The sequence below is a fragment of the Shimia sediminis genome (genome assembly GCF_003990645.1).
Taxonomy (GTDB): domain Bacteria; phylum Pseudomonadota; class Alphaproteobacteria; order Rhodobacterales; family Rhodobacteraceae; genus Shimia; species Shimia sediminis.
In genome coordinates this window covers 431,529-458,068 of record NZ_RYZK01000002.1, presented here as the reverse complement: position 1 = coordinate 458,068, position 26,540 = coordinate 431,529, and the positions used below count along the sequence as shown (strand labels likewise).

At 61.0% G+C, this 26,540-nt stretch carries 29 protein-coding genes; 16 read left to right on the top strand and 13 right to left on the bottom strand.

Annotation, left to right across the window (positions count from 1 at the left end; genetic code table 11):
- The first annotated feature begins 135 nt into the window (after positions 1-135).
- Positions 136-765: a GyrI-like domain-containing protein gene (locus tag EK369_RS06745; protein ID WP_127112931.1), complete on the top strand. Its 630-nt coding sequence runs from the start codon at positions 136-138 to the stop codon at positions 763-765.
- On the opposite strand, the gene EK369_RS06740 is transcribed toward EK369_RS06745, so the two are convergent.
- The gene (locus EK369_RS06740; protein WP_127112930.1) at positions 741-1,337 is read right to left on the bottom strand and encodes a LysE family translocator; all 597 of its coding nucleotides are present in this window, start codon (positions 1,335-1,337) and stop codon (positions 741-743) included. The two genes, EK369_RS06745 and EK369_RS06740, sit on opposite strands and share 25 nt — an antisense overlap.
- 73 nt (positions 1,338-1,410) lie before the next feature.
- Between EK369_RS06740 and EK369_RS06735 the strand changes: the two genes are divergently transcribed.
- Positions 1,411-1,863: an Lrp/AsnC family transcriptional regulator gene (locus tag EK369_RS06735; protein ID WP_127112929.1), complete on the top strand. Its 453-nt coding sequence runs from the start codon at positions 1,411-1,413 to the stop codon at positions 1,861-1,863.
- A 123-nt stretch (positions 1,864-1,986) separates the two neighbouring features.
- On the opposite strand, the gene EK369_RS06730 is transcribed toward EK369_RS06735, so the two are convergent.
- Both EK369_RS06730 and EK369_RS06725 read right to left on the bottom strand, forming a co-directional pair.
- Complete coding sequence (locus EK369_RS06730) at positions 1,987-2,565, bottom strand: hypothetical protein (RefSeq protein ID WP_306461207.1); 579 nt, start codon at positions 2,563-2,565, stop codon at positions 1,987-1,989.
- Positions 2,566-3,324: 759 nt separating this feature from the next.
- Positions 3,325-4,284 (bottom strand): L-malyl-CoA/beta-methylmalyl-CoA lyase, encoded by a 960-nt coding sequence (locus tag EK369_RS06725; RefSeq protein ID WP_127112927.1) that lies wholly within the window; start codon positions 4,282-4,284, stop codon positions 3,325-3,327.
- Positions 4,285-4,460: 176 nt separating this feature from the next.
- Here EK369_RS06725 and EK369_RS06720 point away from each other — a divergent pair, with 176 nt between their 5' ends.
- The 4 genes from EK369_RS06720 (at position 4,461) to EK369_RS06705 (ending at position 8,768) form a co-directional block, all read left to right on the top strand.
- Positions 4,461-5,705: an MFS transporter gene (locus EK369_RS06720; protein ID WP_127112926.1), complete on the top strand. Its 1,245-nt coding sequence runs from the start codon at positions 4,461-4,463 to the stop codon at positions 5,703-5,705.
- 150 nt (positions 5,706-5,855) lie between these two features.
- Complete coding sequence (dgcN, locus tag EK369_RS06715; protein ID WP_127113281.1) at positions 5,856-6,857, top strand: N-acetyltransferase DgcN; 1,002 nt, start codon at positions 5,856-5,858, stop codon at positions 6,855-6,857.
- A gap of 74 nt (positions 6,858-6,931) precedes the next feature.
- Positions 6,932-7,894, top strand: a complete 963-nt coding sequence (gene dgcA, locus EK369_RS06710; RefSeq protein WP_127112925.1) for an N-acetyl-D-Glu racemase DgcA — start codon at positions 6,932-6,934, stop codon at positions 7,892-7,894.
- Between the two features lie 10 nt (positions 7,895-7,904).
- The gene (locus EK369_RS06705; RefSeq protein WP_127112924.1) at positions 7,905-8,768 is read left to right on the top strand and encodes a D-amino-acid transaminase; all 864 of its coding nucleotides are present in this window, start codon (positions 7,905-7,907) and stop codon (positions 8,766-8,768) included.
- 301 nt (positions 8,769-9,069) lie between these two features.
- Here the strand turns inward: EK369_RS06705 and EK369_RS06700 are convergent, their stop codons facing one another.
- From EK369_RS06700 to EK369_RS06680, 5 genes are all read right to left on the bottom strand, one after another.
- Positions 9,070-9,870 (bottom strand): DODA-type extradiol aromatic ring-opening family dioxygenase, encoded by an 801-nt coding sequence (locus EK369_RS06700; RefSeq protein WP_127112923.1) that lies wholly within the window; start codon positions 9,868-9,870, stop codon positions 9,070-9,072.
- 176 nt (positions 9,871-10,046) lie between these two features.
- On the bottom strand, positions 10,047-12,692 hold the full coding sequence (locus EK369_RS06695; RefSeq protein WP_127112922.1) for an AsmA family protein: 2,646 nt from the start codon (positions 12,690-12,692) through the stop codon (positions 10,047-10,049).
- Between the two features lie 140 nt (positions 12,693-12,832).
- Entirely contained in the window at positions 12,833-13,150 is a 318-nt protein-coding gene (locus EK369_RS06690) for a DUF1244 domain-containing protein (protein WP_127113279.1), read from the bottom strand.
- Positions 13,151-13,207: 57 nt separating this feature from the next.
- Entirely contained in the window at positions 13,208-13,450 is a 243-nt protein-coding gene (locus EK369_RS06685; RefSeq protein ID WP_127112921.1) for a DUF6868 family protein, read from the bottom strand.
- 141 nt (positions 13,451-13,591) lie between these two features.
- Entirely contained in the window at positions 13,592-14,335 is a 744-nt protein-coding gene (locus tag EK369_RS06680) for an N-formylglutamate amidohydrolase (RefSeq protein ID WP_127112920.1), read from the bottom strand.
- 120 nt (positions 14,336-14,455) lie between these two features.
- Between EK369_RS06680 and pyk the strand changes: the two genes are divergently transcribed.
- The 4 genes from pyk (at position 14,456) to rplT (ending at position 16,853) form a co-directional block, all read left to right on the top strand.
- Complete coding sequence (pyk, locus tag EK369_RS06675; protein WP_127112919.1) at positions 14,456-15,901, top strand: pyruvate kinase; 1,446 nt, start codon at positions 14,456-14,458, stop codon at positions 15,899-15,901.
- 30 nt (positions 15,902-15,931) lie between these two features.
- Positions 15,932-16,156, top strand: coding sequence for a hypothetical protein (locus EK369_RS06670; protein ID WP_127112918.1), 225 nt, complete (start codon positions 15,932-15,934; stop codon positions 16,154-16,156).
- Positions 16,157-16,263: 107 nt separating this feature from the next.
- Positions 16,264-16,464: a 50S ribosomal protein L35 gene (rpmI, locus tag EK369_RS06665; RefSeq protein WP_027263382.1), complete on the top strand. Its 201-nt coding sequence runs from the start codon at positions 16,264-16,266 to the stop codon at positions 16,462-16,464.
- A gap of 23 nt (positions 16,465-16,487) precedes the next feature.
- Positions 16,488-16,853, top strand: a complete 366-nt coding sequence (rplT, locus tag EK369_RS06660) for a 50S ribosomal protein L20 (RefSeq protein ID WP_127112917.1) — start codon at positions 16,488-16,490, stop codon at positions 16,851-16,853.
- A 144-nt stretch (positions 16,854-16,997) separates the two neighbouring features.
- Here the strand turns inward: rplT and EK369_RS06655 are convergent, their stop codons facing one another.
- Positions 16,998-17,456, bottom strand: a complete 459-nt coding sequence (locus EK369_RS06655; protein WP_127112916.1) for a hypothetical protein — start codon at positions 17,454-17,456, stop codon at positions 16,998-17,000.
- Positions 17,457-17,571: 115 nt separating this feature from the next.
- Positions 17,572-18,750, bottom strand: a complete 1,179-nt coding sequence (locus tag EK369_RS06650; RefSeq protein ID WP_127112915.1) for a YbfB/YjiJ family MFS transporter — start codon at positions 18,748-18,750, stop codon at positions 17,572-17,574.
- Between the two features lie 242 nt (positions 18,751-18,992).
- Between EK369_RS06650 and EK369_RS06645 the strand changes: the two genes are divergently transcribed.
- Positions 18,993-19,742, top strand: coding sequence for a gamma-glutamylcyclotransferase (locus EK369_RS06645; RefSeq protein WP_127112914.1), 750 nt, complete (start codon positions 18,993-18,995; stop codon positions 19,740-19,742).
- A gap of 10 nt (positions 19,743-19,752) precedes the next feature.
- Here EK369_RS06645 and EK369_RS06640 read toward each other — a convergent pair whose 3' ends face one another.
- Complete coding sequence (locus tag EK369_RS06640) at positions 19,753-20,634, bottom strand: oxidoreductase (RefSeq protein ID WP_127112913.1); 882 nt, start codon at positions 20,632-20,634, stop codon at positions 19,753-19,755.
- Between the two features lie 125 nt (positions 20,635-20,759).
- Here EK369_RS06640 and EK369_RS06635 point away from each other — a divergent pair, with 125 nt between their 5' ends.
- The 5 genes from EK369_RS06635 (at position 20,760) to EK369_RS06615 (ending at position 24,262) form a co-directional block, all read left to right on the top strand.
- Positions 20,760-21,110, top strand: coding sequence for a winged helix-turn-helix transcriptional regulator (locus EK369_RS06635; protein WP_235871353.1), 351 nt, complete (start codon positions 20,760-20,762; stop codon positions 21,108-21,110).
- Between the two features lie 108 nt (positions 21,111-21,218).
- The gene (pheS, locus tag EK369_RS06630; protein ID WP_127112911.1) at positions 21,219-22,289 is read left to right on the top strand and encodes a phenylalanine--tRNA ligase subunit alpha; all 1,071 of its coding nucleotides are present in this window, start codon (positions 21,219-21,221) and stop codon (positions 22,287-22,289) included.
- 15 nt (positions 22,290-22,304) lie between these two features.
- A complete protein-coding gene (locus tag EK369_RS06625; RefSeq protein WP_127112910.1) occupies positions 22,305-22,658 on the top strand; it encodes a hypothetical protein in 354 nt (117 codons plus the stop codon).
- Positions 22,659-22,774: 116 nt separating this feature from the next.
- Positions 22,775-23,548 (top strand): type 1 glutamine amidotransferase, encoded by a 774-nt coding sequence (locus EK369_RS06620; RefSeq protein ID WP_127112909.1) that lies wholly within the window; start codon positions 22,775-22,777, stop codon positions 23,546-23,548.
- A 162-nt stretch (positions 23,549-23,710) separates the two neighbouring features.
- A complete protein-coding gene (locus EK369_RS06615; protein ID WP_127112908.1) occupies positions 23,711-24,262 on the top strand; it encodes a hypothetical protein in 552 nt (183 codons plus the stop codon).
- Between the two features lie 39 nt (positions 24,263-24,301).
- Here the strand turns inward: EK369_RS06615 and EK369_RS06610 are convergent, their stop codons facing one another.
- Together EK369_RS06610 and EK369_RS06605 are read right to left on the bottom strand one after the other, a co-directional pair.
- Positions 24,302-25,429, bottom strand: a complete 1,128-nt coding sequence (locus tag EK369_RS06610) for a DUF2652 domain-containing protein (protein WP_127112907.1) — start codon at positions 25,427-25,429, stop codon at positions 24,302-24,304.
- A gap of 93 nt (positions 25,430-25,522) precedes the next feature.
- Positions 25,523-26,374, bottom strand: coding sequence for an EamA family transporter (locus EK369_RS06605; RefSeq protein ID WP_127112906.1), 852 nt, complete (start codon positions 26,372-26,374; stop codon positions 25,523-25,525).
- Between the last annotated feature and the right edge of the window lie 166 nt (positions 26,375-26,540).

Sequence of the window (26,540 nt, the reverse complement as noted above, 5' to 3'; positions counted from 1 at the left end):
CGCTATATGACTGTGACGCTGAGCAATTGCAAGAATGCGCGAAAAAACGGTGTGCGAAACTGCAAACCTTCTGCTGTCAGTTTCGGGCAGGATGTCGTGTTAGAAACGTGTCGCGCGGCGCAGCCGGAGTGGGTCATGGGCAAACTGGATTTCAAGAAGATCGACAAACCGCTGTATTCCGGCAAGGCCGGTCGTTGGGACCGGGTTCAGGTGCCGCGCATGTGCTTTCTGACCATCGAAGGACAGGGCGATCCGAATGGCCCGGGCTACGCGGCGGCGTTGGGGGTTTTGTACCCGCTGGCCTATGGCATAAAGTTCGCAGCCAAGGCCCGTGGCGCGGATTTTGTGGTGCCACCGCTCGAGGCGCTTTGGTGGGCCGACGATCCGGCGGCTTTCGTGTTAGGGGACAGAGCCCAGTGGCAATGGCGCGCGATGTTGCGGATGCCGGAGGGTGTGACCGGTGAAGAGGTGGACGCAGTGCGGGCAACGGTTGCGGCAAAGCTGGAAAAGAAGGGGGCGGATATCAGCCGCCTGATGGATGTGACGGCGGATGAGATCGAAGAGGGGGACAGTCTGCAAATTCTGCACATTGGTCCCTACACGGATGAGGCTCCGACGCTGGCTGACCTGCACGGCCGTTTGATGCCGGAACAGGGTCTGACGTTTAACGGCCCGCACCACGAGATCTACCTGTCGGACCCGCGTCGTGTTGCCCCTGAAAAACTGCGCACGATCCTGCGTCAGCCGGTGAAGAGCACAGGGTAGAGCGACGCAACCAAGAGCGCGGCCATGGTCCAGTTGAAACCGATCAGCAGGGCGGGTCGGGTCAAGAGGCGGCGCATCTGCTGGCCCATCAGTGTCCATGTGCTGACGCTGGGCAGGTTGATGGCCCCAAAAACGGCTGCGACCAGCAGGACCGCCACAAGGCTGCGATCCGGCGCATACAGCGTGATCGCGGTGAGCGCCATGGTCCAGGCCTTGGGGTTAACCCACTGAAACAGCGCCGCTTGCAGGAAAGTCATGGGGTGACCTTCTGTTTCGGACCCCTTTGGGGCACCGGCATTGGCGATTTTCCAGGCCAGCCAAAAGAGGTAGCTCACACTGAGCACCTTGAGGATCAGGTGCGTGATCGGGAAGGCATCAAAGACGCCCATCAGCCCGATGCCCACCAGAACCACCATCACCGTGAAACCGATGCCGATGCCCAGCATGTGCGGGATGCTGCGGCGAAAACCGAAATTCGCACCCGACGCCATCAGCATCAGATTGTTTGGTCCCGGCGTGATGGACGAGACGAGGGCAAAGCCCGCGAGCGCGGTGAGGAGGTCATAGGTCATGGGTGAAGGAATAGCGCGTTTTTGACGGTCGAGAATTGCGTTTTTGTGCGCGATGGCGTTAATTTCACAACAAATGACGAAACTGGACCAAATCAACGACCGAATATTGCAAGAGCTGTCCCGCGACGGGCGGATCAGCAATCTGGAGCTGGCTGACCGGGTTGGCTTGTCGCCCTCGGCCTGTCTGCGGCGGGTGCAGGAGCTGGAGCGCAGCGGCATCATCAAGGGCTACCGCGCGGTGCTGGATCGCAACGCGCTGGGTGGTGGTTTTGTGGCCTATGTGACCGTCGGCCTGAACGCCCATACCAAGGCCGCGCAGGAGGCCTTTGAGCGCGCGATTTCGCGCGCACCGGAAGTGCGGGAGTGTCACAACATCACCGGCGCGGTGGAATACCTGCTGCGGGTCGAAGCCGCGTCGTTGGAGGCCTATAAGGCGTTTCATACGGATGTGCTCGGCACCTTGCCGCAGGTGCATGCAATTACGTCATATGTGGTGATGGGCTCGCCCAAGGACGTGAGGGCGTAGCGCTCCCGCCTTGTCCGCATCGCTGACGCGATGCCTCCGCGTTGGGCGTGGCTCAGCAGAGCTGAGCCTGTTTTTGAGTATTTTTGGCAAGATGAAGACTGGGGGGTGCGAGATCCTTTGTCTCTATTTCGCGAGCGCGGCGCGCAGAGCCAGTTCCGGGGAGGTCAGGATCGGGAGGTTCAGATCTGCCACAAGAGGTGCGGCGCCTGCCATGCTGGCCTGTGCGAGGACCACGCATTTGATCTGGGTCTGCGCGACGGCGTGTCGGATGCCTCCGGCGATGCAGGCGGTGAAGGCTTGGTGTTCGCCTGCCTCGAAGAGCGGCCAGAACTCGGCCAGCGAGAGGGGGTGCACGGTCTGGGGCGTGCCGGTTTCCGCGAGCGCCTGTTCCAGCAGGGCGAGCGACGGTTCCGCGGTGCTTTTCAGGGCATAGACCATGAGGATCGGTCCGCCGATGCGGGCGGCCTCGGCCATCATGGGGGCGTCGATGCGGATCGCGCCTGCGGCGGCGGCGGCGGGGCCGATGGTGGTGCAGGTGCAGATCACGGGGCCCTTGGCGCTGGACACGGTTTCGGTGATCTCATCGCGTAGGGATTGTCGGAGGCCGTGCTTGCGGGCCTGTTTTAGCCAGTCTTCGCGGACGATTTGTGTGAGTTCGATGCCCGGTGCGATGCGGTCGGCGAGTGCGGAGAAAGTAGGCACATGGGCGGGCGAGGTGTGGAGCAGCGTGAGGGTCATGGGGGAGTGATGGCATATGTGAGAGGGGAGGCCAATGGGGGTGAGGGTGTGGTTGTTAGGGGAGACGGTTATACGGTCCACGGGGACTAGTAAGTGACAAACACCTGTTAGTGCATTGCGATAGTCTCTCGGAGCGCACGAAGCTACGAGGCTGGCTTTCTAAAGCCAACGTACACAGATAGCGCAAGGCAGCACAAAGCAGTAAGAGGCCCAACTACATCTGTGAAGATGTAAATAACGGTCCCGAGTGGCGCGTCACATGGAAAAACGGCCAGCCCCTCGCCGCCGTCACCCGGTTTCGGGGGAACGTAGTTTGGTTCCCTGTCACAATGGTCGCGAACCGAAATAATGCCCCAGATCAAAGTGCTAGCCGAAGCAGTTCCGACAGCCATGGCAGCGAGGCGATTAACAAACCTTTGGGCAGCAAGCATGACAAGATATGTCATCGTCAGCCAGCCGAACGCTGAGAACGCGAAGATTAAAACTATTCTTAACAACACGAAGTGTTCCTGTATCTTTCTAGCCTGTTAGATTTAGATCGCAGACCACAACTTAAACAGGGAATTATTCTTGTCCACGTGAGTTGCGTGGCACTGGGTTCAAACGCGAACCAGTTATTGCAACGTCACTGACCGCATCCCTGCTCAGACCCACCCCACCCATTCCAAAACAAAAGGGCGAGGCCAATGGCCCCGCCCTCCGACTATTGTATCCCGGTCCGGCTTATTCGCCAGCGGCCAGTTCGGCCTGAGCGACGATGACTTCGGCCTGTTTCATCGAGGCCTGGTCGATCAGTTTGCCTTTGTAGGTCACGGCGCCCATGCCTGCGGCGTTGGCTTTTTCCATCTCGGCGAGGATTTCGCGGGCCTCAGCCACGGCTTCTGCCGAGGGGGTGAAGACTTCGTTAGCGAGTTTCACCTGCTTGGGGTGGATCGCCCATTTGCCAACCATACCCAGCGTTGCCGAGCGGCGGGCCTGGGCGACGAAGGCTTCGTCGTCCGAGAAATCGCCGAAGGGGCCGTCAACCGGCAGCACGCCGTGGGTGCGGCAGGCGGCGACGATGGCGGTTTGCGCCCAGTGCCAGGGGTTGGTGTAGTGCTTTTCGCCGTCGCGCAGCATGTAATAGTTTTCCTGCGTGCCGCCGATGCCGGTGGTCTGCATGCCCATCGAGGCTGCAAAGTCGGCATAGCCAAGGCTGATGGCCTGCATACGGGGGCTGGAGGCGGCGATTTCTTCGACGTGGGCGATGCCTGCCGCAGTCTCGATGATGACCTCGAACGACACAGGTTTTTTGCGGCCTTTGGCCTTTTCCACGGCGGCGACCAATGCTTCGACGGCATAGATGTCTTCGGCGCAGCCCACCATCGGGATCATGATCTGGTCGAGACGGTCCGAGGCACCTTCGAGCAGTTCAACCACGTCTTTGTACCAATGTTCGGTGTCGAGACCATTGATGCGGACCGACAGGTATTTGTTGCCCCAGTCGATGTCGTGGGTGGCCTGGATGATGTTCTTGCGGGCGACGTCCTTGTCGCCGGGAGCCACGCTGTCTTCGAGGTCGAGGTTGATGACGTCGGCAGCCGACTTGGCCATTTTCTCGAACAATTCGGTGCGCGAGCCGGGGCCAAACAATTGGCAACGATTGGGGCGGGCAGGGGCGGCGGGCTGAACGCGGAAGCTCATGTCTGTTGGGCCTTTCGGTAAGGAAATTTCGTGGTTGTTGCGTGAAGCGTTATTAAATTGCGCGGACGCGCGCAAGAGGTTTCTGCGGTCGCAGCATGGGTACGCTGCGATGCGGCGGCGTTTTTGTTGCCGCAAACGAGCGCGCCGAGGTGTTGCGACTCTGCGATTGAGAGGGCATGAAACGTGCATTTATAGACAACTGGGCCCTGTTTCTGGGCATGATGCTGCTGATGGTGGCCAATGGTCTGCTGGCCACATTGCTGACGATTCGCGGTGCAGGGCTGGGGTTTACGGACCTCACCATCTCGCTGATGCAGGCCGCATACCCGGCGGGGGCGCTGGTTGGCACCGCCACCGCCCCGCGCATGGTGGAAAAGGTCGGGCACATCCGCGCCTTTTCGGCGCTGGCCTCGCTGGTGTCCATCGCGGCGATCCTGCATCTGTTGACTGCGGACCCTTACACCTGGTCGGGGATGCGGTTTCTGGCCGGGGTCTGTTATCCCGGCATGTATGTCATCACCGAAAGCTGGCTGAACGCCAAGGCCGAGAACCGCAACCGGGCGCAGATCCTGTCGATCTATTTCATGATCTGGATGGCGGGACCTGCACTGGGTACAGCACTGGTGGCGGTGCCAGACCCAAGCGGGGATTTGCTGTTTGGTCTGGTTTCGATCCTGATTTCGCTGTCGATTGTGCCCCTGTTGCTGTCTGGCAACAAGGCGCCCGACTACGAGGTGCCCGACCGCATGCCCGTGGTCAAACTGTTCAAGGTCTCGCCCACGGCGGTCGTCGGCAATGCGATCAGCGCCATCGCCGTGGCCGCGTGGTTTATCACCCTGCCGCTCTTTGCGTTGCAGATCGGCATGTCGGCGGCCCAGGCCTCGGGTGTGCTGGTCATCGCCATGATCGTCGGGGCGCTGGTGCAATATCCCGTGGGCTGGCTGAGTGATCACTTTGACCGGAGGCTGGTGCTGTTGGGGCTGGGGTTGATCGGTGGGGCGACCTGCCTGTGGATGCTGGCCGTGCCCTCGAACACCACGCTGGTGGTCGGGTTTGCGGTTCTCGCCGGGGCCAGCCTGCCGATGTATGCGGTTTGTACGGCGCATGCCAATGACCACCTGAAACCCGCGCAAATCGTGCCCGCCAGCGGCACCATGTTGTTCATTCTGAACGTGGGGCAATTCATTGGAATCCTGATTGGTCCAAATACGGTCAGTATTGCTGACGGACGTGGGTTCCTCATGGTGCTGGCAGCCCTGTGTTTCATGGTTTGCGTGGTGGCGTTGATGCGCCGCGCGCAAGAGGCCGCGCCCGAGGAAACAGGCTCGCATCAGGCCTTGCCGGTGCTGGGCGCACCGCAATCTGGTGTGATTCAGGCCGAATCTCGTGTGGCTGAGGAGGAATCGGGTAACTTAGGGTGACCTAATGGGAGGTTCTTCGAGTAAATATCATTTCGTGGGGAAATTCTTGCAACTCATGTGTAACGGAGGCGTGATTTCGTATGCACTTGCGAAAGAACACATGAAAAATACTGCAGATATTTCATTTTCCAGGGGAACCGCGCCATGTCGATGATCGAAACTCCGTATCTGCTGTTTCTGGGCGATGCGCCTGACCAACTGGCCGCGAAAGTGGCAATCGGAATCAAGGACTGGCGTCCCGAAAACGCCGTCGGGCAATTCCGCATGGAAGGCTGTGGCGCTGACCTCGGCCTGACCGACATGTCGTTGGTTGAGGGGCGCGAAGCTGGCGCCAAGACGCTGGTGATCGGCGTGGCCAACCGCGGCGGGGTGATCAGCCCCGAGTGGAAAAAGGTACTCGTGATGGCGCTGGAAGAGGGCTATGACCTTGCTTCGGGCCTGCACAACCTGCTGCGTGACGAACCCGATCTGGTCGCGGTTGCCGAAGCCTGCGGCCGCACGCTGCATGACGTGCGTGTGCCCGAGGTCGATTATCCCATCGCCAACGGCAAGAAACGCAGCGGCAAACGTGTGTTGGCCGTTGGCACCGACTGTTCGGTTGGCAAGATGTACACGGCCCTGTGCATGGACGCCGAGATGCGTGACCGCGGCATGAAGTCGACTTTCCGCGCGACCGGCCAGACCGGTATTCTGGTGACCGGCGATGGTGTGCCTTTGGACGCGGTTGTGGCCGACTTTATGGCGGGTGCGGTTGAATGGCTGACCCCGGACAATGACGACGACCACTGGGATCACATCGAGGGTCAGGGCAGCCTGTTCCACGTGTCCTATTCCGGTGTGACCATGGCGCTGATCCATGGCGGTCAGCCCGACGCGCTGATCCTGGCGCATGAGCCGACCCGCGAGCACATGCGCGGTCTGCCCGAGTATCAGCAGCCTTCGCTGGCGGAACTGCGCGACATGGCACTGCCACTGGCGCGTGTGGCCAACCCGGCGTGTCAGGTGATCGGCATTTCGGTCAACACCCAGCACATGGGTGAGGCCGAGGCCAAGGCCTATCTGGCCGAGGTGGAAGCCGAGATGAACCTGCCCGCCACTGACCCGTTCCGCTTTGGCGCGGGCAAGCTGGTGGATGCGCTGGCGGCGTTGTAAAAAGCCTTGCGGCCGGGGGGCGCTGCCCCCCGAACCCCCCGGGATATTTTTGGCCAAAAGAAGAGGGCTGCGCCTTGGAAATCTCTGTTACTCCTGATGTGTTCAAACTGGCGCAGGTCTTCACCATCTCGCGGGGCAGTCGAACCGAGGCCAAGGTGCTGACGGTACGCGTGACCGAGGATGGCGTGACCGGGTGGGGCGAGTGTGTGCCCTATGCGCGCTACGGCGAAACCCTTGAAAACGTGACGGATTTGATCCAAGGCGTGCACGGGCCAGTGACCCGGCAGGGGCTGTACACGCTGCCCGCGGGGGCGGCACGCAACGCGCTGGATTGCGCTCTGTGGGACCTGGAGGCCAAGAAGGCCGGCAAGCGGGCCTGGGAGCTGGCTGGGTTGCCAAAGCCGGGTCCTGAGATCACCGCCTATACCCTGTCGCTGGATACGCCCGAGGCGATGCAGGCGCAGGCGGCAAAGCACGCGTTTCGCCCGTTGTTAAAGATCAAGCTGGGCACGCCGGATGACATGCCACGTCTCGAGGCGGTGCGCGCAGGCGCGCCAAAATCGACCATTATCGTGGATGCCAACGAAGGCTGGAGCGCCGAGGTCTATGCCGATCTGGCACCGCATCTGGTGCGTCTGGGCGTGGCGTTGGTGGAACAGCCTTTGCCCGCCGGTGAGGATGACGCATTGATCGGGATGGAGCGCCCGGTGCCTGTCTGCGCAGACGAAAGTTGCCATGATCGCAACAGCTTAGCCGATCTCAAGGGCAAGTATGACGTGGTCAATATCAAGCTCGACAAGACCGGCGGGTTGACCGAGGCGCTGGCATTGCGCGAGGCGGCCTTGGCTGAGGGGTACAAGGTGATGGTTGGCTGCATGGTTGGCTCGTCGCTGGCAATGGCCCCGGCGACCCTTGTGGCGCAGGGTGCGATGGTAACAGACCTTGACGGGCCGCTTCTGTTGGCCGAAGACCGCGACCAACCTTTGATTTTTGACGATTCCGGTGTGCATCCGCCTGTGGCGGCACTCTGGGGCTAAGGAGACCGACATGACCCGTACCGTATATGTGAATGGCCAATACCTGCCCGAGACCGAGGCGACGGTTTCGATCTTTGACCGTGGTTTCCTGATGGCGGATGCCGTTTACGAGGTGACCTCGGTTCTGGGTGGCAAGCTGATCGACTTTGAAGGTCACGCCGTGCGCCTCAAGCGGTCGTTGGATGAGCTGGAGATGTCGGAGCCTTGCGACAAGGATGAGCTGCTGGAGATCCACCGCAAGCTGGTGGAGTTGAACGAGATCGACGAAGGTCTGATCTATCTGCAGGTGACCCGTGGGTCGGATGGCGACCGGGATTTTGTGTTCCCTGATCCCGAAACCACCAAGCCGACTATCGTGTTGTTTACGCAGAACAAACCCGGTCTGGCCAACAGCCCGGCCTCGCAAAAGGGCGCCAAAGTTATCTCGATCCCGGACATCCGCTGGCATCGTCGTGACATCAAGACCGTGCAGCTTTTGTACCCCTCGATGGGCAAGATGATGGCCAAGAAAGCCGGCGCCGATGACGCCTGGCTGATCGAAGACGGCTATGTGACCGAGGGCACGTCGAACAACGCCTATTACGTCAAGAACGGCAAGATCGTGACCCGTCCGCTGTCGAACGACATCCTGCACGGTATCACCCGCAAGGCGGTTCTGCGCATGGCCGAAGAGGCGCAAATGGAGATCGAGGAACGGCTGTTCACCATCGAGGAAGCCAAGGAAGCGGATGAGGCCTTTACCACCTCGGCCAGCGCCTTTGTCATGCCTGTCGTCGAGATTGACGGGGTTGCGCTGGGCGATGGCACTCCCGGTCCGATCGCCAAGCGGCTGCGGGAAATTTACCTCGACGAAAGCATGAAAGCAGCGATCTGACCGATTCGAAGGTTAACGCCCTTGTTTTCATGGGAAACCGTGGTCTGTAACACGTCGGTATCATGTCGGTATTGCGTCGGTGTCGGGTCTGTAAGGGCCGGGTGTTAACGCGCCGAGCGCAAGCATTTGTTAGGATACTGCCTGTCATGACCCCGGAGAACCTCTGGGGTCATTTACTGTTCAGAGGGTGTATGAATGTGCCTGGCGGCCGGGCGCACCCGCCGCGCGCCCTGCGCGCGGCCACGCCCAACCTGTTGCTGGGTATCTTCAGATACACAGACAACCGGGCGGGAGCACGCCTCTAGCCGTCAAACCGAAAGCCCGAGGCCGTCATGCCGCCGAACACCTCTTTCTGGTGGTAGACCTGCGTGGTCTCCGCCTGTTCCGCCGCGCCGAGGGCGACAAAGAGGGGGGCAAAGTGGTCTTCCTCGGCGTGGCAGGTGCGGGCGTGGGGGGCCTGTTCCCAGTTCAGGATCAGATCGGTGCGGGTCTCGGGCGGTTGGGTCAGTGCGTGATTGAGCCAGCCGTCAAATGCCTCGGAGGGCTCGCGGGCCTCGGGGCCCATCAGGCGCAGGTTGTGGTAGCTGAGGCCAGAGCCGACGATCAGCACACCTTCTTCGCGCAGGGGGGCCAGTGCGCGGCCAAGCGCCATGTGTTCCGCCGGATCATAGCCGTGCCGCAGTGACACCTGAAAGACCGGCATATCGGCGTCGGGGTACATAATCGCCAGCGGGGCAAAGGTGCCGTGGTCAAAGCCCTGGGTGGTGTCCAGCTCTGAGGGCAGGCCGGCGGCGCGGATCAGCTCGGCGGCGCGTCGGGCCAGATCGGGCGCACCGGGGGCGGGATAGGTGACCTCGTAGGTGTGGGGCGGAAAGTTGTAATAGTCATAGACCATTGGCGGATTGGGCGCGGCCATGACGCGGTAACTGTCGGCTTCCCAGTGGCCCGAGATCATCAGGATCGCCCTGGGGCGTTCCGCCAGCTCTGAGGGCATCGCGGCAAGCGAGGCCTCGAGAGGGGCGAACATGGCGCGCCTGTCCGGCAACCATGGCCACGGCCCGCCACCGTGGCTGATAAAGTACGTGGGGAGAGGCTGCGCCATATCCGTCTTCCTTTTGCGGCCGTCCTGTTTGAGTGCAAGCTAAGTCACCTGCGGCGTGGACCCAAGGGGCGTCATTGCACAACAGATGTGCGCAAGAGGCGTTCAGGCGTCGGTGCCCGGCGACCAACCCCGTTGGCCCGAACCAGTGGCTGCGGTCTGTGGTCAGCCTGCGGGCTTCATTGCAGCTGCAGGATGTCCGGCACGCAGGCCTTGCGTTTGGCGGGCATGGTGTCGGCGCCATCCTTGCGTTTGAGCCGCTTGGGGCCGTCCTTGACCTTGACCTTGGGGTCTTTCAGAGACCCCGACAGCGTAAACGGCCAGGGGCTGCGTTTCAGCGGCTCGCCGATTTTCCGGGGTTGGCCATGGATGTCGATGGTGCGCTTGCCAAGGTCCACGTCGCCATAGACGACAATTTGCACCTGGTTGGTTTCCACGGCGGTCTGCTTGGTGGTGATCCGACCATTCGAGATCGACATGGGCATGCGCAGACAGGAGATCGTGGCAAGCTCTTCCTTGTCCGAGAACAGCCACGGCAGGATGCCCAGCCCGGCAAGATCCAGGAGCTGCGACTGGATATGCCCGTCACGCATCGAGACCGTGGCGCTGCCATTCATCGCCGCAACAAAGTCGCGCACAGAGGTGACGGGGCCGGAAACATCAAAGTTGGAATAGAGCGTGCCGCTGGCGGCCTTTTTGAAGTGCACCAGTTCCAGAATATCCAAGAGGCCCCAGCCGCCGGCGGACCCTTTGATTTCAAGAATATGCTGTTCCTGAGACAGGTCGATCTGACCTTCGACGTCAAAGGTGCCGCCCCCGTATTCAAAAGAGACAGGCCCGGCCGAGAGCTGGTCCTTGTCCAACGTCAGTTGGGTTTGCAGTGAACTGCCGACCTCAGCGCCCTGAAGCTGCCTGAGGTCAATTTGGAGGTCCATATCCATGCCCGTCGTCAACAGAGCCTGTCCCAGCGGCAACAGTGTGGTATCGCGAAACGGGCCTTCGGGGGCGTCGGTGTCCGGGGTGTCGGGCAGGGGGCGATTGAGTTTGCGCAGCTCGATGGCCGCGCCGATGACCTGTTTCAGGTGGTCAACCTGGATCAGGTCGCTTGTGAGCGTGCCATGGACCACCGGCTCTTCCTGGGCGTCGTCGACATCAAGGGTCAGCCGCAGGTCGGACTCACCCAGATTGATGTTGGCGGTGCCGTAGAAATCGTCTTCTTCGCTTTCAACGTGGAACTCGATTGCGGTGGCGCCTGTGGCCACGGGATTGAGGTGCAGCGCTTCGAGCAGCGCCTTGCTGGAGGGCACCTTGACCGAGGCGGTCAGGTCGATGTTCTGAAAGGCAAGGACGTTGCGCACCGTGCCGCCCACGTCCAGCGACCACAGGTCCGTGCCCTGGGCCGAGGCGGTGACATCGGTCAGGGTGAGTTGCTGGACATTGCCCTTGAGGTGAAGCTCGCCCACCAGATGCCCGAGGACATCTGAATCCTGGAACCGCTGGGTGGACAACAGCGCGCCGACGGGCAGGTCAAGGGTGCCGGTGGCATCAATCTCGGCGAGTTTGAGCGCGTCGCCCACGGAACCGTCCAGGATAAGGAATGGGTTTTCCGGCTGGCCGATACGCAGGTTGACGCTGCCCAGACGCAGTTTGCCGTCGTCGCTGCGCGACAGCTGCCCGACCTTGATCGGCGGCGGGCCTTCGCCCGCGGTGTCGATGACAAATCCGTTGGTCACGATCTTCATGCTGCGCTGGGCGATCTGGCCGGGAACGCTGTCGATCACCATATCCACGGCGACCAGCTTCAGGTCGCGGCGGGTGGCGGTCTTGGGTGGTTCGGCGTCCTCGGGGTACAATCGGATGCGGGTGGTGAGCGAGACGTCTTCGGGGTTGCCCAGCTCGCCAATGTTGCCGGTCACCACGACGCTTTGCCCGGTGTCGAGATCCACCACAACGTTCAGCTTGTCGATGCGGCTGGGACCACTGCCGCTGGTGAACAGGGCCGAGACCTTGCCGGTGCCGTCGATGGGTTTCTGCAGTTTCACGATATCGAGGAACTGCGACAGTTTGCGGATATCGGCAGAGAGCGCGATGGTGCGTGTGTCGGGGGCCTCGGCGGCGACGGGTGTGCCCGAGGCGGTCAGGGTGATCTGATCCAGGGCGATTTCGGCGGTGAGCGGTGTGTCCCGTGGGATCCTGGCAGACAGGGTCAGGGCCTCGCCGTTCAAATCCCCTGTGCCGTCAAGGATCAGCGGCGCATCGGCGGCGTCACGCACGACCGAGAGGGTCGCGAGGGTCAGGTCCAGGTCCAGACCGTTTAGCGCATTCAGATACCGCACCTTGGTATCCGCAAACGCGACCTTGTGATCGGCAAACAGCGCCCATGGATCCAGCGCCTGTTTGGGGCTGTCCGAGGGGGTCTTGGCCGGTTTGTCGCCAGCGGTGCTCCAGGAATTGGCGCCGGATTTGTCCACGACAAGCGACAGGGTGGCCCCGGCGGTCTCGAGATTGCTCAGCGTGATCTTTCCCGCGATCAGGTCGCGGAAGGACAGATCAAAGGCCAGCAACCCCAGCGAGGCAAGGTTGGTGTCGGGCAGCGAAGTGCTGGGCAGGATGAGGCCTTCGGCAGTGACGGTGATGGTGCTGCCGGGGCTGATCCGCAGGTCTCCGGCGATTTGCACGTCGCGGCCCAGCTGTTTTGTCAGGACGCCTTCGGCAAGCGACGCGCGCAGGCCTGAGAACAGGGCCGAGCTGAGCACCATCCAGCCAAGCACGAAGAGGAATGCCAGCACGGCAACAATGGAAATCAGAACTCTTTTAAATGACACCTGGATGGCTCCTGAAAACGGGATGTCTCAAATAACACGAGACGGCAGGGGCCAGCTTAGATCACGTCGCGCGACCGGTCCAACGAAACTGACCGTATTGCGGGGGGTAGGTCGGACAAATTTGTCCGACCTACGAGGGGTCAGGCCTTGTTTTCGCCGACGTTCTCGGCAAAGGCGACTTTGAAGGCCGCCTGTTTTTCGGCGCTGGCGTCGGTCTGATAGTTGGCTTTCCATTCGTCCATGGTCATGCCGTAATAGATTTCGCGCGCCGTGTTCTTGTCCATCTCGATGCCGCGCTCGTTGGCGGCCTCCTGGTACCAGCGCGACAGGCAGTTGCGGCAAAAACCCGTGAGGTTCATCATGTCGATGTTCTGCACATCGGTGCGTTTTTCCATCAGGTGTTCGCGCAGGGTGCGAAAGGCGGCGGCTTCCAGTTCGATCTGGGTTTGCGGGTCGATGTCCATGGGGTCCTCTTGGGCTGTCAGCTGTTGGGCGGGGTTCTAAGGGTGTCGATACTAGGCGGCAAGGCGCAGCGCGAGGTAGGGCACCAGGGAAAAGACAATGGCCAGCACCTTATAGCGCGACAGGAAGGTGAAATAGGCCGCGCGCACGGCATCTTCGCTTATTGCGAACATGCGGGCGTGCAGTGAGGTCGCCCAGTCGCGCATGGCCAGGAGCGCGAGGGCCGCGAGCCCCAGAAAGACAAAGTTGAGCAGGGTCATCCAGCCAAAAACCGCGGTCAGGGTGTCATAGGTCATGGGTCTGTCCTTTCGCCCGTCAGGGGGGCCTCTTGCCCGACAAATATGGGGTCTCGCGTGCCGCGCGGCAAGGACAGGCGCAAGTGGGTGCGCCGCGAAGGCCAACGCTGCAAAGGAGGGCGGCTTCCGGTTTTGCGCCCCCTAAAGCCCTGTGGTCTCCAGCACCTCTTGGAAGATCGGCGCCAGACGTTCGGCCCAGGCGTGTTGCCTGGCCTCTGTGTCGATCTCGTCATGGCGCAGCTCGATCAGGGCGTTCAACCGGCCATCGTGAAAGGCATGCTGGTCTACTGAGTCACCCGGCAGGTGACCGGCGTAGGGTTCGTTGTCGCCCACGGTCAGGTCGCCCTCTTGCTCGAGCCGGTCGATCAGCGCGATGCCAAAGCGGTCCTCTTGCGGGGCGTGCAGCACGCCGATCTCCCACGGGCGCGGGGAGCGGCCGTTGAGCTTGGGCGAAAAGCTGTGCATGGCGATCAGGATCACGCCGTCCCGCGATGCGGCAAGGTTTTCCAGCGCCTCATGGTAGGGCCGGTAATAGGCGGTCTTGCGACGCTCGATCTCGGCCTCGTCGATGTGGCGGTTGGCGGGAATGATGGTGCCATCATAGAGGTGCATCACCAGCGTGGGGTCATCCTCGCCCCGGTTGGGATCAATCACCAGACGTGAAAAGTTCGATGCAATCACCGGCGCATCAAGCAGCTCGCCCAGGCGCAAAGAGCAGCCAAGGGCACCGATATCGTAAGCAATGTGGCGCTGCATGTCAGCAGGGTCCAGCCCCAGATCACCGCCGTTGATCTCGTCCGGAACATGGTTCGATGCGTGGTCCACGGTGATCAGCCAGCGTGATTTGCGTTCGGCCCCGTAGATGTGGAATGGTTGGTATGTCATATGCCTGTTAAGTCCTTCGACAAGAGACTTAGGACAGTTGCTTCCGGAATGGAATTGCGCGATAAGCGCCAAAAGACATGTTAGCGTTAACAATTTGGCGCGTAGATGGATGATGGATGGATGAGACGACTAAGAAATGTGAAAATCGTGGCCACTCTGGGTCCGGCAAGCGAAACCTATGAGATGATCCGCGCCCTGCACGAAGCAGGCGCAGACGTGTTCCGGCTGAACATGAGCCACGGAACCCATGACGAGATTCGCGAGAAACACCGTATCATCCGGCAGGTCGAAAAGGACATGAACAGCCCGATTGCCATTCTGGCCGATCTGCAGGGTCCCAAGCTGCGGGTGGGTGTCTTTGCCAATGGCGAAGAAGAGCTGGTCGAGGGCGCGGGCTTTCGGTTGGACTTGGACAAGACGGCGGGCGATGCGACCCGCGTGTGCCTGCCGCACCCGGAGATCTTCGAGGCGCTGGAAACCGGCGCGACGCTGCTGGTCAATGACGGCAAGATCCGCCTGAAAGTGACCGCCTGTGGAGAGGACTTTGCCGATTGCACGGTGATTGCGGGCGGTACGATCTCGAACCGCAAGGGCGTGAATGTCCCCGACGTGGTGCTGCCGCTTGCGGCGCTGTCGGAAAAGGATCGCGATGATCTGGAGTTTGTCTGTGGTCTGGGGGTCGATTGGCTGGCGCTGAGCTTTGTGCAACGGCCAGAGGACGTGAAAGAGGCGCGCAATCTGGCGCAGGGGCGCGCGGCGATCCTGTCGAAGATCGAGAAACCCTCGGCAGTGACGCATTTTGATGCCATTCTCGCGGCCTCGGACGGGATCATGGTGGCGCGCGGCGATCTGGGCGTGGAACTGCCGGTGGCCAGCGTGCCGCCGATCCAGAAACGTCTGGTGCGCAAGTCCCGTTTTGCCGCCAAGCCGGTGATCGTGGCGACGCAGATGCTGGAAAGCATGATTGACAGCCCGATGCCGACACGGGCCGAGGTCAGCGACGTCTCGGGCGCCATCTATGAGGGGGCCGATGCGGTGATGTTGTCGGCGGAATCGGCTGCGGGGCACTATCCGATCGAGGCCGTGACCACCATGAACGACGTGGCGGTCGAGGTGGAACAGGACCCGACCTATCGCCAGGTGATCGAGGCGTCGCGCAGCGCGCCGCGCCACAGTGTCGCTGACGCCATCGTGGCGGCTGCGCGCGAGGTCGCCGAAACCACGCCGATCAAGGCGATCTGCTGCTTTACCGAATCCGGCACCACGGCATTGCTGACCGCACGGGAACGTCCGCGTGTGCCGATCATCGCACTGACCTCGCTCCGGGGCACGGCGCGGCGCCTGGCGCTGAGCTGGGGCACCTATTGCGCCATTGCCGATGACGTGCACCGTTTCAAGATCGCCGTGGTCTCGGCGGCGCGGGCGGCGACGGGCGCAGGCTTTGCCGGACCCGACGATCAGATCGTTGTCACCGCCGGTCTGCCGTTCAACGTGCCGGGCACCACGAACATCCTGCGCGTGGCCCCCTGCGATGAACGTTTGATTCTCAACATGGAAAACGAGTAATCTGCCCCCATTGATGTGGGCGGAACCTGAATGCTTTCGGATTACTTGTTGACCATCGGTCTGGTGGTGGGGTTGTTTTCGATCCCTGCCATGCTCTCGGCCTATGCCGATCAGCGCCCGCCACGGGCCTCGATGGCGGCGTTCATTCTGTCGGTTGCGACCATGGCCTTTGCCTATACGCAAAAGCCTGGCGGCTACGCGCCGATGGATGTGCCCAATGTCGTGGTCGAAGTGATCGCAGATATCATCAATTAACCCCTTGCCCTACAGGGGAATCGCCCGTATATCGCCCGTCTGTGTGCGCGACCGGCCTGAGAGGCATGCCGAGTCGCGTGAAGTACCGACTACGATAGGAGACGGAAATGCCCAAGATGAAGACAAAGTCGAGCGCCAAGAAGCGCTTTAAAGTGACTGCCACTGGCAAAGTCATGGCTGGTCAGGCCGGCAAACGCCACGGCATGATCAAACGCACCCGCAAATTCATTCGTGATGCACGCGGTACCACCACCCTGTCTGCCCCCGACGCGAAGATCGTCAAGGGCTTCATGCCCTACGACCGCTAATAGACCGCTAGAGGAGAACAGATATGTCCCGAGTAAAAGGTGGTGTCGTCACCCACGCCCGTCACAAGAAAGTCGTCAAGGCCGCAAAAGGCTATTACGGCCGTCGCAAGAATACCTTTAAGGTCGCGCGTCAGGCTGTCGACAAGGCAAACCAATACGCAACCCGTGACCGCAAGAACCGCAAGCGCAATTTCCGCGCCCTGTGGATCCAGCGTATCAACGCGGCTGTGCGTTCGCACGACGAGGCGCTGACATACTCGCGCTTCATCAACGGCCTGACCCTGGCCGGCATCGAAGTGGACCGCAAGGTTCTGGCCGACCTGGCCATTCACGAGCCCGAAGCCTTTGGTGCCATCGTGAAACAAGCGCAGGACGCGCTGGCAGCCTAAGCCGACGTCCAACAGGATTGAGAGACCCCGTCAGTGCAAGCTGGCGGGGTTTTTCGTTTGGGGGGTGCTGTTGCGCGATGGCTGGTACGCAGATCAAATAGGCTTTGACCTTAGGTCCGCTAATGTCGTCTAAGAGCGCTGAGTTTAAATGTGTTGATAGACAACTGATACGTTACAATCCAAAACTGCTTCGATTTTGCTTACCGCATCATCCGACATTTTCCCTATGTTCGGATTCATAGCACTCAACGCAAAACGCCCGAAAGCTTGATGAAACGCATAGATTAACTCATTAAGTGAAGCTGACGTCGAACAGCAAGGCAATCGGTATTCATTTAGCTGGAAACCTAGCATTTCGTCATAGTCCGCAGACATGGTCTCGCCCCACCAACAAAAGTCGATATTGGCGCTGCAACGTGGGCATGTGATGGTTTCAAGATTCGCACCGCAGTCAAAAAACTGGACATGCTCACTCTGAACAATATCGATTTCGTCAGCATCCGGCATCGACCTTTCCAACAGATCGAGTGCAGCCTTCGCGCTGTCTGGCGACGGGATATGTTTCGGCCTTTTGGGTACGATTAAAATCCAGTTGTCAGACATATTTTACACCTCAATGCTTTTTTCTAAGATCAAATAGCAGACCTTCGTGAGACGTGCCGCACCCGTCACTTTGGACACATAATGGGTCATTCGTCGCTCTGCAGTGTTTCCAAAACTAGCGTTCGAGAGGCCGCTGCAACAACGCCACCACCGCTCCTGTCAGTAACACCCCTGACGCCACCAGCAGGCTGACGCCGATGTTGCCGGTGAGGTCTCCGACCCAGCCTGCGGCGTAGGGGCCAATGGTTTGGGCGATGGCGAAGACGACGGTGAAAAAGCTGATGGCAGCGCCCCAGCTTTGGGGGGGCAGGTTCTGGCGCGAGAAATTGGTGACGGCGCCGGGGGCCATGAAAACCGAGAGGCCAAAGATCACGGCCGAGATCAGCAGGATCGGGCCTCCGGGCAGGATCACGGGCAGGGCCGAGCCGATGGCGATGCCGGTGAGGATCATGGCGAGCGGCAGGCCCGAGGCAAAGCGGGCGAGGATCGGGCGCCACAGGATTGGCGAGATACAGATACAGGTGCCCAGGGTGACCCACGTGAGGGCGATGAAGCCCGCGGTGGCCGATTGCTCGGTCATCCAGGCCGAGAGGAACGTCATGTAGACGATATAGCCAAGGCCGAAGCCCGCGTAGCCTGCCAGTTCCGGCAGCATGCGCAGGAGGGGCAGGGGAGCGTGCCCGGTCTCGGGTTGTTTGGGGTCGGTAAGCTGCAGGGCGGCCCAGAGGCCGAGCGGCGTGAAGCTGAGGCTGGCGATGCCGATCACCACCCAGCCCCATGGCCAGCTCTCATAACCCCAATGCCCCAGCATCAGCGGCAGGGCCGCGCCCGAGAGCACGATCCCGAGGCCTCCGCCAGAGCCGAACAGGATGGCGATGGCGAGCGCGTTGCGGCGCGGATCGTCGCGGAACAGCTGCGCGGTCAGCGCCCCAGACGTGGCAAAGGACATGGCGCCGAAGACGCCGGCGAGCACGCGCCAAAGGGTCTGCCACCAGAGCGCGGGGTAGAGGCCGGTGGCCAAGAGGGCCAGCGTGGTGGTCACAAGGCCAAAGAGAAACAGGCGACGCGGGCCGATGGGTCGGATCAGCAGCATCGTGGCCACGGCCCCGATGATGTATCCGATGGCGTTGGCGGTGTTGAGCCAGCCCGATTGCGCATAGGTCCAGCCCATTTCGGACTTCATCGCGGGCAGCAGGAGACCATAGGCAAAGCGCGCAAAGCCGTTGGTCACGGTGACCCCAAGCGCGAGGCCGGTCAGCACGAGCCAGGGACGGGCGGGATCGGTGGCGGTCATGGGGGTCCTTGCCTGTGGTCAGGGCATGTTGCGCCGGGGGGACCGGGAGCGCAATTCAATTGTGCGCCTTGCGGCGCGCAGGGTTTGCCGGGGCGCAGGGCCCCGGCGGTATGCCTCCGGCGGGAGTATTTCTGGCAAGATGAAGGGGTGGGGGCGGGCCTTGGGTAAGGCTGGGGGTGTAGGAAAGGTTTGTCCTCTGGGTGGTGCTGTGACAGGTTTGACCAAACCGTACAGGGCCTCGCATGACTGATCCATTCCGACATCACCCGCGCCTGCGGGAGTTTATCACGCCACCGGAAGACTCTGAGTTGCGGAGGTTTGATCCGGCGTCGATTGCAGAGGTGGTGCAGGCCAACGGGGCGCCGGAGACCTGGAAGCTGAGCGACGAGGACCGCGAGGCGGACCGGGTGCAGGCCTTGGTCGGGCGCGAGGCGCGGGACATCTGGGTGTTTGCCTATGGCAGTCTGATCTGGAACCCGGCCTTTCGCTTTGCCGAGGTGCGGCGGGCCTTTGCGCCCGAGGTCGCGCGCAAGTTCATCCTGCGCGACATCTATGGCGGGCGGGGGACGCGCGAGGTGCCCGGTGTCATGGCCGCGTTGGAAGAGGGAGAAGGGTGCCACGGGCTGGTGTTCCGCATCCGCGGGCATGAGCAGGCCGAAGAGACACGCATCCTGTGGCGGCGCGAGCGGGTGGGGGATGCCTATATCCCGCGTTTTATCCGGGCCGAGACGGATCACGGCGAGGTCGAGGCGCTGGCCTTTATGGCCAATCACGCGGCTGAACTGATCGCGCCGGACCTGAGCCATGACGATCAGGTGCGGTTCTGTGCGACGGGCGAGGGGTGGCTGGGCAGCAGTTTTGACTATGTCGCCAACCTCGCCGCGCATTTTGAGGAGATGCGGATCGAGGATCCGGGGGTGACGCAGCTTTTGGCGGATGCCATGGCATGGCGAAGGCGCAATGGATCATCCGTTGCGCCGACTGAAGCGTGAACCGGGGCGTTCACATCGCCCGTTCTGCACCGGTGGGATAGTGCAAGCCCGTGGCGTCTTCGGCCCATTGCCACAGGCGTTTTGCGGTTTCGGGGTCCAATGCGGCGGGGTCTGCCTCTGCCAGACCTGGCCTACCTGATCGTTCTTCCGGGCCATCAGGACCCCAGAAATCTCCCCCCTGGACAGCGGCGGATGTGGCGGCGACGAGTGCGGGTGCTGCGCCGTCAGCCGCGCTCATGAAAGAGATGTGATCCGGCACCGCGCCGAGGTTGCGCGTCAGTTCTGTCTGGCTGACGCCGGGATGCGCGGCAAGCGATTGAACCGCGCTGCCTGCGTCGCGCAGGCGCCGGTTCAGTTCGAAAGCAAAGATCAGGTCGGCGAGTTTGCTTTGGCCATATTCGCGCCAGGGGTCATAGGGTTTTTCCAGGCGCAGGTTGTCAAAGTCAATTGCCGCGCCCCGGTGTCCGATACTGGACAGGCTGACGACACGGGCCGCATCTGCCGCCTCAAGCAGCGGCATCAGGTGGCCTGTCAGAGCAAAGTGCGCCACAAAGTTCACCCCGAACTGGGTTTCGAACCCGTCGGCGGTTTGTCCCGCAGGCGGCACCATGACCCCGGCATTGTTGATCAGCAGGTCCAGCGTGACATGGCGGGTCTTGATGTGTGAGGCAAAATCCCGGACCGAGGCAAGCTGGTTCAGGTCGACAATGCCTGCCTCCAGGGACGCCGTGTTGGTCTGATCCTTGATCCGGGCCATGGCCTCGGCCACCTTGTCGGGGTTACGCCCCGCGACAATCACCTGATAGCCCTGTGCGGCCAGCGCCGAGGCCATTTCGAACCCAAGCCCGGTATTGGCGCCGGTAATCAGGGCTGTTTTCTTTGCGGTGTTCATGAGACCATATGCCTTGTTCCAGAAAGTCGCGGGATGTTGTCCGCTTCTGGTGTCATGAGACCAGAGACACGCAGTGCCCACCAGTACGGACATTTTTGATACCGCCCCAAGATCGGAGAGACCCTGTGACGCCTCCCAGTTTCTGTGCCACTGCCTATGTTCTGCATCTGCTCTCGGGGCGCTGGAAGTTTCAGATCATGCATTGGTTGCTGCAGAAACCCTGTCGGTTCAATGAATTGCAGCGGTTGTTGGGGGATGTGTCGCATCGGACCCTGTCCCGGCAGCTGAAGCAGATGACCGAGAGCGGGCTGGTTCTGCGCCATGACCATCAGACCGTGCCGCCGCATGTGGAGTACCGGCTTTCGCAGATGGGAGAGAGCCTGCGGCCGGTTCTGTGTGCGATGCATGACTGGGGCACGGCGCAGGGGATCGACGGGCACGCCGCGGACGGTGAGGGCCAGGCCAGCTTAACCTGAGCAACCTGTTACCTTTGGGCCAAGTTTTGGGTGGGACGGGTGCCAGTGGCTTGCATTCATCCGCCCGGCTCGCTAGCAGGGGCACGACTGTTTTTGAGGGCCCCGGACATGGAAGAGCTGCGCAACAAATATATCGAGGCGATTGCCGCTGCTGCCGATGAGGCCGCGCTGGAAGAGCTGCGGGTGCAGGCCGTGGGCAAAAAGGGCGAAGTGTCCTTGAAAATGCGCGAGCTGGGCAAGATGACCCCGGAAGAACGCCAAGAGGCAGGCCCAGCGCTGAACGCGCTGAAGAACGAGATCAACTCGGCCCTGGCCGCGCGCAAGGTGTCGCTGGCGGATGCCGCGCTGGAAGAACGTCTGAAAACCGAATGGCTGGACGTGACCCTGCCGGGACGCGCCCGTCGTCAGGGCACCATTCACCCGGTCAGCCAGGTGATGGAAGAGGTCACCGCGATCTTTGCCGATATGGGCTTTGCCGTGGCCGAAGGGCCGCAGATCGAGACCGACTGGTACAACTTTGATGCGCTGAACATCCCCGGCCACCACCCGGCACGGGCCGAGATGGACACGTTTTACACGCACCGCGCCGAGGGCGACAATCGCCCGCCGCACGTGCTGCGGACCCATACATCTCCGGTGCAGATCCGGACCATGGAAAAGACCGGCGCGCCGATCCGCATCATCTGTCCGGGCCGCGTCTATCGCGCCGATTATGACCAGACACACACGCCGATGTTCCACCAGGTCGAAGGTCTGGCGCTGGGCAAGGACATCTCGATGGCCAACCTGAAATGGGTGCTGGAAGAGTTCTTCTCGGCCTTTTTCGGCACCCATGTGGAAACCCGTTTCCGCGCCTCGCACTTCCCGTTCACGGAACCCTCGGCCGAGGTCGATATCCAGTGTTCCTGGGAAGGGGGCACTGTGAAAGTGGGTGAAGGGGACGACTGGCTCGAGGTTTTGGGCTCGGGCATGGTGCACCCCAAGGTTCTGGAAGCGGGCGGGATCGATCCGAATGAATACCAAGGCTTTGCCTTTGGCATGGGGATCGACCGGCTGGCGATGCTGAAATACGGCATTCCGGACCTGCGCGCCTTCTTTGATTCAGACCTGCGCTGGTTGCGCCACTATGGGTTTGCGTCGCTCGATCAGCCGACGCTGCATGGTGGTTTGTCGCGGTAGGACGGACGTTCAGCGATGGGATATGACTTGTGGGCTTCCATGGCGCTGCTGCCTGTCTTGCACTACGCCCTCTGGGTTTCCAGAGACTATCGAAAGCGCAAACAGTTTTGGGAAGAGCTGAGCGCGCTAGGTGTTGCTGAGCTACATCGAGAATTTGATGCCGATATTGCGCGGCTGATCGCCTTCAGGTTTGCGGAAAAAAGAACGCGCGAGAACGTACGGCAAGCTGAACGTGCCTTGGTGCGCGCAACAGTGCTGCGTGAGGTGATTACTCACAAGACACGAAGCGGACCCATGCCGACCTACCTCAAATCCAGAAAACAAGTTTTGGGCTTGTCAAAGCGTTTGTCTCAAAATGTCACCTCGTAGGTCGGACAAGATTGTCCGACCTACCCCAACGCCGCCTTCTGACCACCCGATGTCGCAGGTGACTGGGATTCTTGGGGAGGCCACGCTACCCTTCTGAGCAAAGAAGGAGCGCCCGCATGACCCAAATCCTCATCATCGAAAGCAACTCGGCTGACCTTTTGGCGCAGGGCAAATCTGCCTCGGGGTTCTTCTTGCGGACCTTCATGGCATTGGACCCGTCGATGACGATCAAGGTGGCGTGCCCCTACGCCGGTCCATTGGCAGATGATATCTACGACGGTGTGGATGGCGTGGTTTACACCGGGTCCGGGGTCGACTGGGCGACCAATGCGCCCGAGGCCGCGCCGCTGCGTGCAGAGATGGAGCGCACGTTTCAACAGAACCGTCCGGTCTGGGGCTCGTGCAACGGGTTGCAACTGGCCGCTGTGGTGCTGGGCGGCGATGTAGGTGCCTCGCCCAATGGGTTCGAGATCGGCCCGGCCAAGAACATCACCCGTTCAGACCCTGGCGCGGCCCATGCGATGATGGCAGGGCGTGTGGATGGCTGGGCGGTGCCCTGTGTCCATCGCGACGAGGTGCAAAAGCTGCCCGAGGGCGCGACCCTGATCGCGGGCAACCCGCATTCACCGGTGCAGGCCATGGTCTACGAGGCGGGCGGTGTCGATTTCTGGGGCACGCAGTATCACCCCGAGATGAGCATGGCCGACGTTGCCGCTTCGACCGGCGGAAAGGGTCTGTTCAGGGACGGTCAGGATTTGACCGCGGATCTTGCCGTGGCAGACACGGATGACGCCGCCGCCGCACGTCTGGGCACATCCACGTCTGATCTGACATTGGACACCCGCGCGCGCGAGCTGATCAACTGGCTCGCACATGTAAAGGCGCGGTGAACGCCGAGCGCTCTCAAAAGGCGAACTTGACAGTCTTTGCACAGCGGACCGATGTTGATGCGGTGAAAGAACACCTCTTTCACGGTCACTGTCGAAAATGGCGAAGGTTGAGAAATGCTATTGTGTCATAGACTGTATTGGCTGCTTTCAATTTGGCTGGTTATGACCTTTCCCGGCCCTTCTTCTGCACTTACCTGTGGGTTCCACGAGGATGAAATCTCGCTTCCCGGGCTGGATGGGGCTTCCCCCTATGTCAAGCAAGTACAGTTTTTGGGAAGAAAGGCATTGCAGGGGAACGGCAGCGAGTTCCTTGTTTTTGGGACGTTTTCCAAGCAGAGCGAAAAGCCATTCATGCATGACGTTGAACATCCATTGCGGCAAGAACGCCTTGCTGAGGGGGATCAATGGGAGAAAGAGATTTCAGGCTCGGTAGCCTATGTCTATACGCATGAACTCAAGTTTCAGGGCGTCAGGTTGATGGCTGAGGGTGTTGAGCCTTTTGAAACCGATGAAACCTATCTCATGGTCTGGTCCGATATGGGCTATCTGTCCCGCCTCCCGCCGCTCGGTGTTCCTGTTGCCGGGGTGTTATCGATGCGTCGTGATGAGCTTGTCCCGTTCGGAGTGCCAGCGGGCGCCTGTCCCTTGTTCCACGAAATCACACAAGACGAGTTTGACCGGGTCGTTCACTGTGTGTTGGATGGTGCGTGTTGAGATAAACGCGCCCCACGCCGGATCAGGTCCGGGAAAAGGTTACGCAGCTTCGGCGCTTTCGCCAGCCATTTTCCGGGCGATGTCGGTCATGCGGCGGATGCGGTTTTCCTTGTCCGGGTTGATGATGCCGCGCACTTTCTTTGCGACCATGCCGGACATGATCTTGCCCATCAGCTTGGGCGATTTGGGCACGGTGATGCGCATTTTGACCAATGACCCTTCGCCCATCTCGACAATCTCGTCCGTTTCCAGCATCGACATGCCCATGGGCATATTATAGCGCCCGGTGACATATTCGCCGGGATACCAGTCGATGATTTCGAACGGGAAGACATCGTCGCCATGGTGGCAATGATACAGCGCGCCCGGCTCGATCTTGCCCTTGTTGGTGTCAAACAGCTCGACCTGATCGGCCGCCAGCCATTCCATGCGCAAATCCGGGCGGGTGCAGATGGTAAAGGCCACGTCCGGGGATACCGGCAGCGGGATGATCCACTCTTCGATCAGCAGGTCATCACCGGTCTCGACAAAGGTGCGTTCCGATCCACGCCGCCGCTCCCATGCGGCGCGCATATCACGCACGACGAACTCGACCTCGCCGATATGTTCTATGTCCTCGGTGTGGAACTCTTTCTCGTCGAAATACTCGGCCATATCCATGGCCCGGATCGCGTCGCATGTGATCAGCGTATAGGCATTGAGGCCGGTGTTTTTCTTGACGTCGTTTTTCAACAGGCGAAAGGCGGTGATCACATCCTGCCCGGCCAGTTCCTGACGGTCTCCGGTTTCCTGAATGATGCAATCGCCATAGTGCACCACGATCTTCAACTCGAGCGCGCCAACGTTCGAGCAGGCGTCACAGGGGCAGCTGGAGTTGATCAGCATCTTTTCCTTGGCGCGGGCAAAGACACAATAGAGCTGCTCCGAAAAATCGAGGATGAACTGCTTGGTCATCACTTCGCTTTCGAAAGCATAGGCAAAGACCGCATCCCCCTGCAGGCCGGAAACGGCCAGCGGCGCCCGGATGGCAGGGACCAGATCGCCGAACAGGGATTCCAGAATATCCTTGGCATGTTGGATCGGCGTTTCCGCCATGAACTTGGTGTATCCGGAAATATCGGCAATCACGAAATACGCTGATTGCACACCTTTGTCGGCTTTGGCCATGTCTCTCTCCCCGTTCTGCGCAGGGTCAGTATGCGTCAGAGTGGGGAATTCTCAAAGCGTCTCGGAGTTTAGGGCAGATTACACGCAGGCAGGTTACGTGCTGCGCGCCAATCGCAACAGCGCCGCCCCCAGCAATGTGACGAAGGTGGCAATCACCTTTGCAAGGTTCAGCTTTTCCTTGAGGAAAAATACGCCGATCAGCAGGGCAAAGACGATGCTGGTCTCGCGCAGCGCTGTGACCAGCGCAATCGGCGCCTGGGTAAAGGCCCATGTGACAAGGGCATAGGCGACAAAGGATGCGCCTCCGCCGACGAAAAACATCATGCGCCCGTGGCGTGCCATGTTGGTCAGGGTGATGGGCCGGACCCACAGCAGGAACGCCAGCGTCAGAATGGCGTTGCCGATAGCAAGCCAGGCGTAATACCCGACCGGGCTGCCCGCCAGCCGTGCGCCGATGCCATCCACCAGCGAGTAGGAGGCGATGAACATGCCGGTCACCAGTGCAAAGAGGGCTGCGGGCCTATTGCGCAGCCCATCCGCCCGCCGTGTCAGCGACAGGCTCAGGATGCCGACGCCGATAATCAGGATGGCGGCGATTTCCATCGGCGCCAGCGCGACCCCCAGCATCGTGACCGAGACCAGCGCCACGATCAGCGGCGCGGAGCCCCGCGCAATCGGGTAAACCTGGGTCAGGTCTCCGACGCGATACGATTGCAGCAGGAACAGCTGATAGCCAAGATGCAGCAGAATGCCGACCGCCAGATACCCGAAACTCTCCGGCGCAGGCGCGGGCACGAACAACAGCGCGATCAGGGCAAAGGGCACATGTCCCAGAACCACGGCCCCCAACCCGAGGTACTTGTCAGCCCCGCCCTTGACCAGTGCGTTCCACGATGCGTGCAGGATGGCGGCGCCGATGACGGCCAGAAATACAGTGGTGGACATGGGGGCCTCTTCAACTCGATTCGAAGACGCTAGTCCGCCATTCGATCAAAGACAATCGCCCTGGTGCATCTTACTGTTCAATGACAGTGATAGGGTTGTGAGCCGGCGTGACAGCATTGACCCGGAGGCGAGCTTTTTCGGCACCCGCCGCTATGCGCTATGGTGA

What these genes read in the sequence shown, in the direction of transcription:
- EK369_RS06745 (WP_127112931.1), top strand. Translation starts at nt 136, where the DNA reads ATGGGCAAACTGGATTTCAAGAAGATCGACAAACCGCTGTATTCCGGC.
- EK369_RS06740 (WP_127112930.1), bottom strand. Translation starts at nt 1,337, where the DNA reads ATGACCTATGACCTCCTCACCGCGCTCGCGGGCTTTGCCCTCGTCTCG.
- EK369_RS06735 (WP_127112929.1), top strand. Translation starts at nt 1,411, where the DNA reads ATGACGAAACTGGACCAAATCAACGACCGAATATTGCAAGAGCTGTCC.
- EK369_RS06725 (WP_127112927.1), bottom strand. Translation starts at nt 4,284, where the DNA reads ATGAGCTTCCGCGTTCAGCCCGCCGCCCCTGCCCGCCCCAATCGTTGC.
- EK369_RS06720 (WP_127112926.1), top strand. Translation starts at nt 4,461, where the DNA reads ATGAAACGTGCATTTATAGACAACTGGGCCCTGTTTCTGGGCATGATG.
- dgcN (WP_127113281.1), top strand. Translation starts at nt 5,856, where the DNA reads ATGATCGAAACTCCGTATCTGCTGTTTCTGGGCGATGCGCCTGACCAA.
- EK369_RS06705 (WP_127112924.1), top strand. Translation starts at nt 7,905, where the DNA reads ATGACCCGTACCGTATATGTGAATGGCCAATACCTGCCCGAGACCGAG.
- EK369_RS06700 (WP_127112923.1), bottom strand. Translation starts at nt 9,870, where the DNA reads ATGGCGCAGCCTCTCCCCACGTACTTTATCAGCCACGGTGGCGGGCCG.
- EK369_RS06685 (WP_127112921.1), bottom strand. Translation starts at nt 13,450, where the DNA reads ATGACCTATGACACCCTGACCGCGGTTTTTGGCTGGATGACCCTGCTC.
- EK369_RS06680 (WP_127112920.1), bottom strand. Translation starts at nt 14,335, where the DNA reads ATGACATACCAACCATTCCACATCTACGGGGCCGAACGCAAATCACGC.
- pyk (WP_127112919.1), top strand. Translation starts at nt 14,456, where the DNA reads ATGAGACGACTAAGAAATGTGAAAATCGTGGCCACTCTGGGTCCGGCA.
- EK369_RS06670 (WP_127112918.1), top strand. Translation starts at nt 15,932, where the DNA reads ATGCTTTCGGATTACTTGTTGACCATCGGTCTGGTGGTGGGGTTGTTT.
- rpmI (WP_027263382.1), top strand. Translation starts at nt 16,264, where the DNA reads ATGCCCAAGATGAAGACAAAGTCGAGCGCCAAGAAGCGCTTTAAAGTG.
- rplT (WP_127112917.1), top strand. Translation starts at nt 16,488, where the DNA reads ATGTCCCGAGTAAAAGGTGGTGTCGTCACCCACGCCCGTCACAAGAAA.
- EK369_RS06655 (WP_127112916.1), bottom strand. Translation starts at nt 17,456, where the DNA reads ATGTCTGACAACTGGATTTTAATCGTACCCAAAAGGCCGAAACATATC.
- EK369_RS06650 (WP_127112915.1), bottom strand. Translation starts at nt 18,750, where the DNA reads ATGACCGCCACCGATCCCGCCCGTCCCTGGCTCGTGCTGACCGGCCTC.
- EK369_RS06645 (WP_127112914.1), top strand. Translation starts at nt 18,993, where the DNA reads ATGACTGATCCATTCCGACATCACCCGCGCCTGCGGGAGTTTATCACG.
- EK369_RS06640 (WP_127112913.1), bottom strand. Translation starts at nt 20,634, where the DNA reads ATGAACACCGCAAAGAAAACAGCCCTGATTACCGGCGCCAATACCGGG.
- pheS (WP_127112911.1), top strand. Translation starts at nt 21,219, where the DNA reads ATGGAAGAGCTGCGCAACAAATATATCGAGGCGATTGCCGCTGCTGCC.
- EK369_RS06625 (WP_127112910.1), top strand. Translation starts at nt 22,305, where the DNA reads ATGGGATATGACTTGTGGGCTTCCATGGCGCTGCTGCCTGTCTTGCAC.
- EK369_RS06620 (WP_127112909.1), top strand. Translation starts at nt 22,775, where the DNA reads ATGACCCAAATCCTCATCATCGAAAGCAACTCGGCTGACCTTTTGGCG.
- EK369_RS06615 (WP_127112908.1), top strand. Translation starts at nt 23,711, where the DNA reads ATGACCTTTCCCGGCCCTTCTTCTGCACTTACCTGTGGGTTCCACGAG.
- EK369_RS06610 (WP_127112907.1), bottom strand. Translation starts at nt 25,429, where the DNA reads ATGGCCAAAGCCGACAAAGGTGTGCAATCAGCGTATTTCGTGATTGCC.
- EK369_RS06605 (WP_127112906.1), bottom strand. Translation starts at nt 26,374, where the DNA reads ATGTCCACCACTGTATTTCTGGCCGTCATCGGCGCCGCCATCCTGCAC.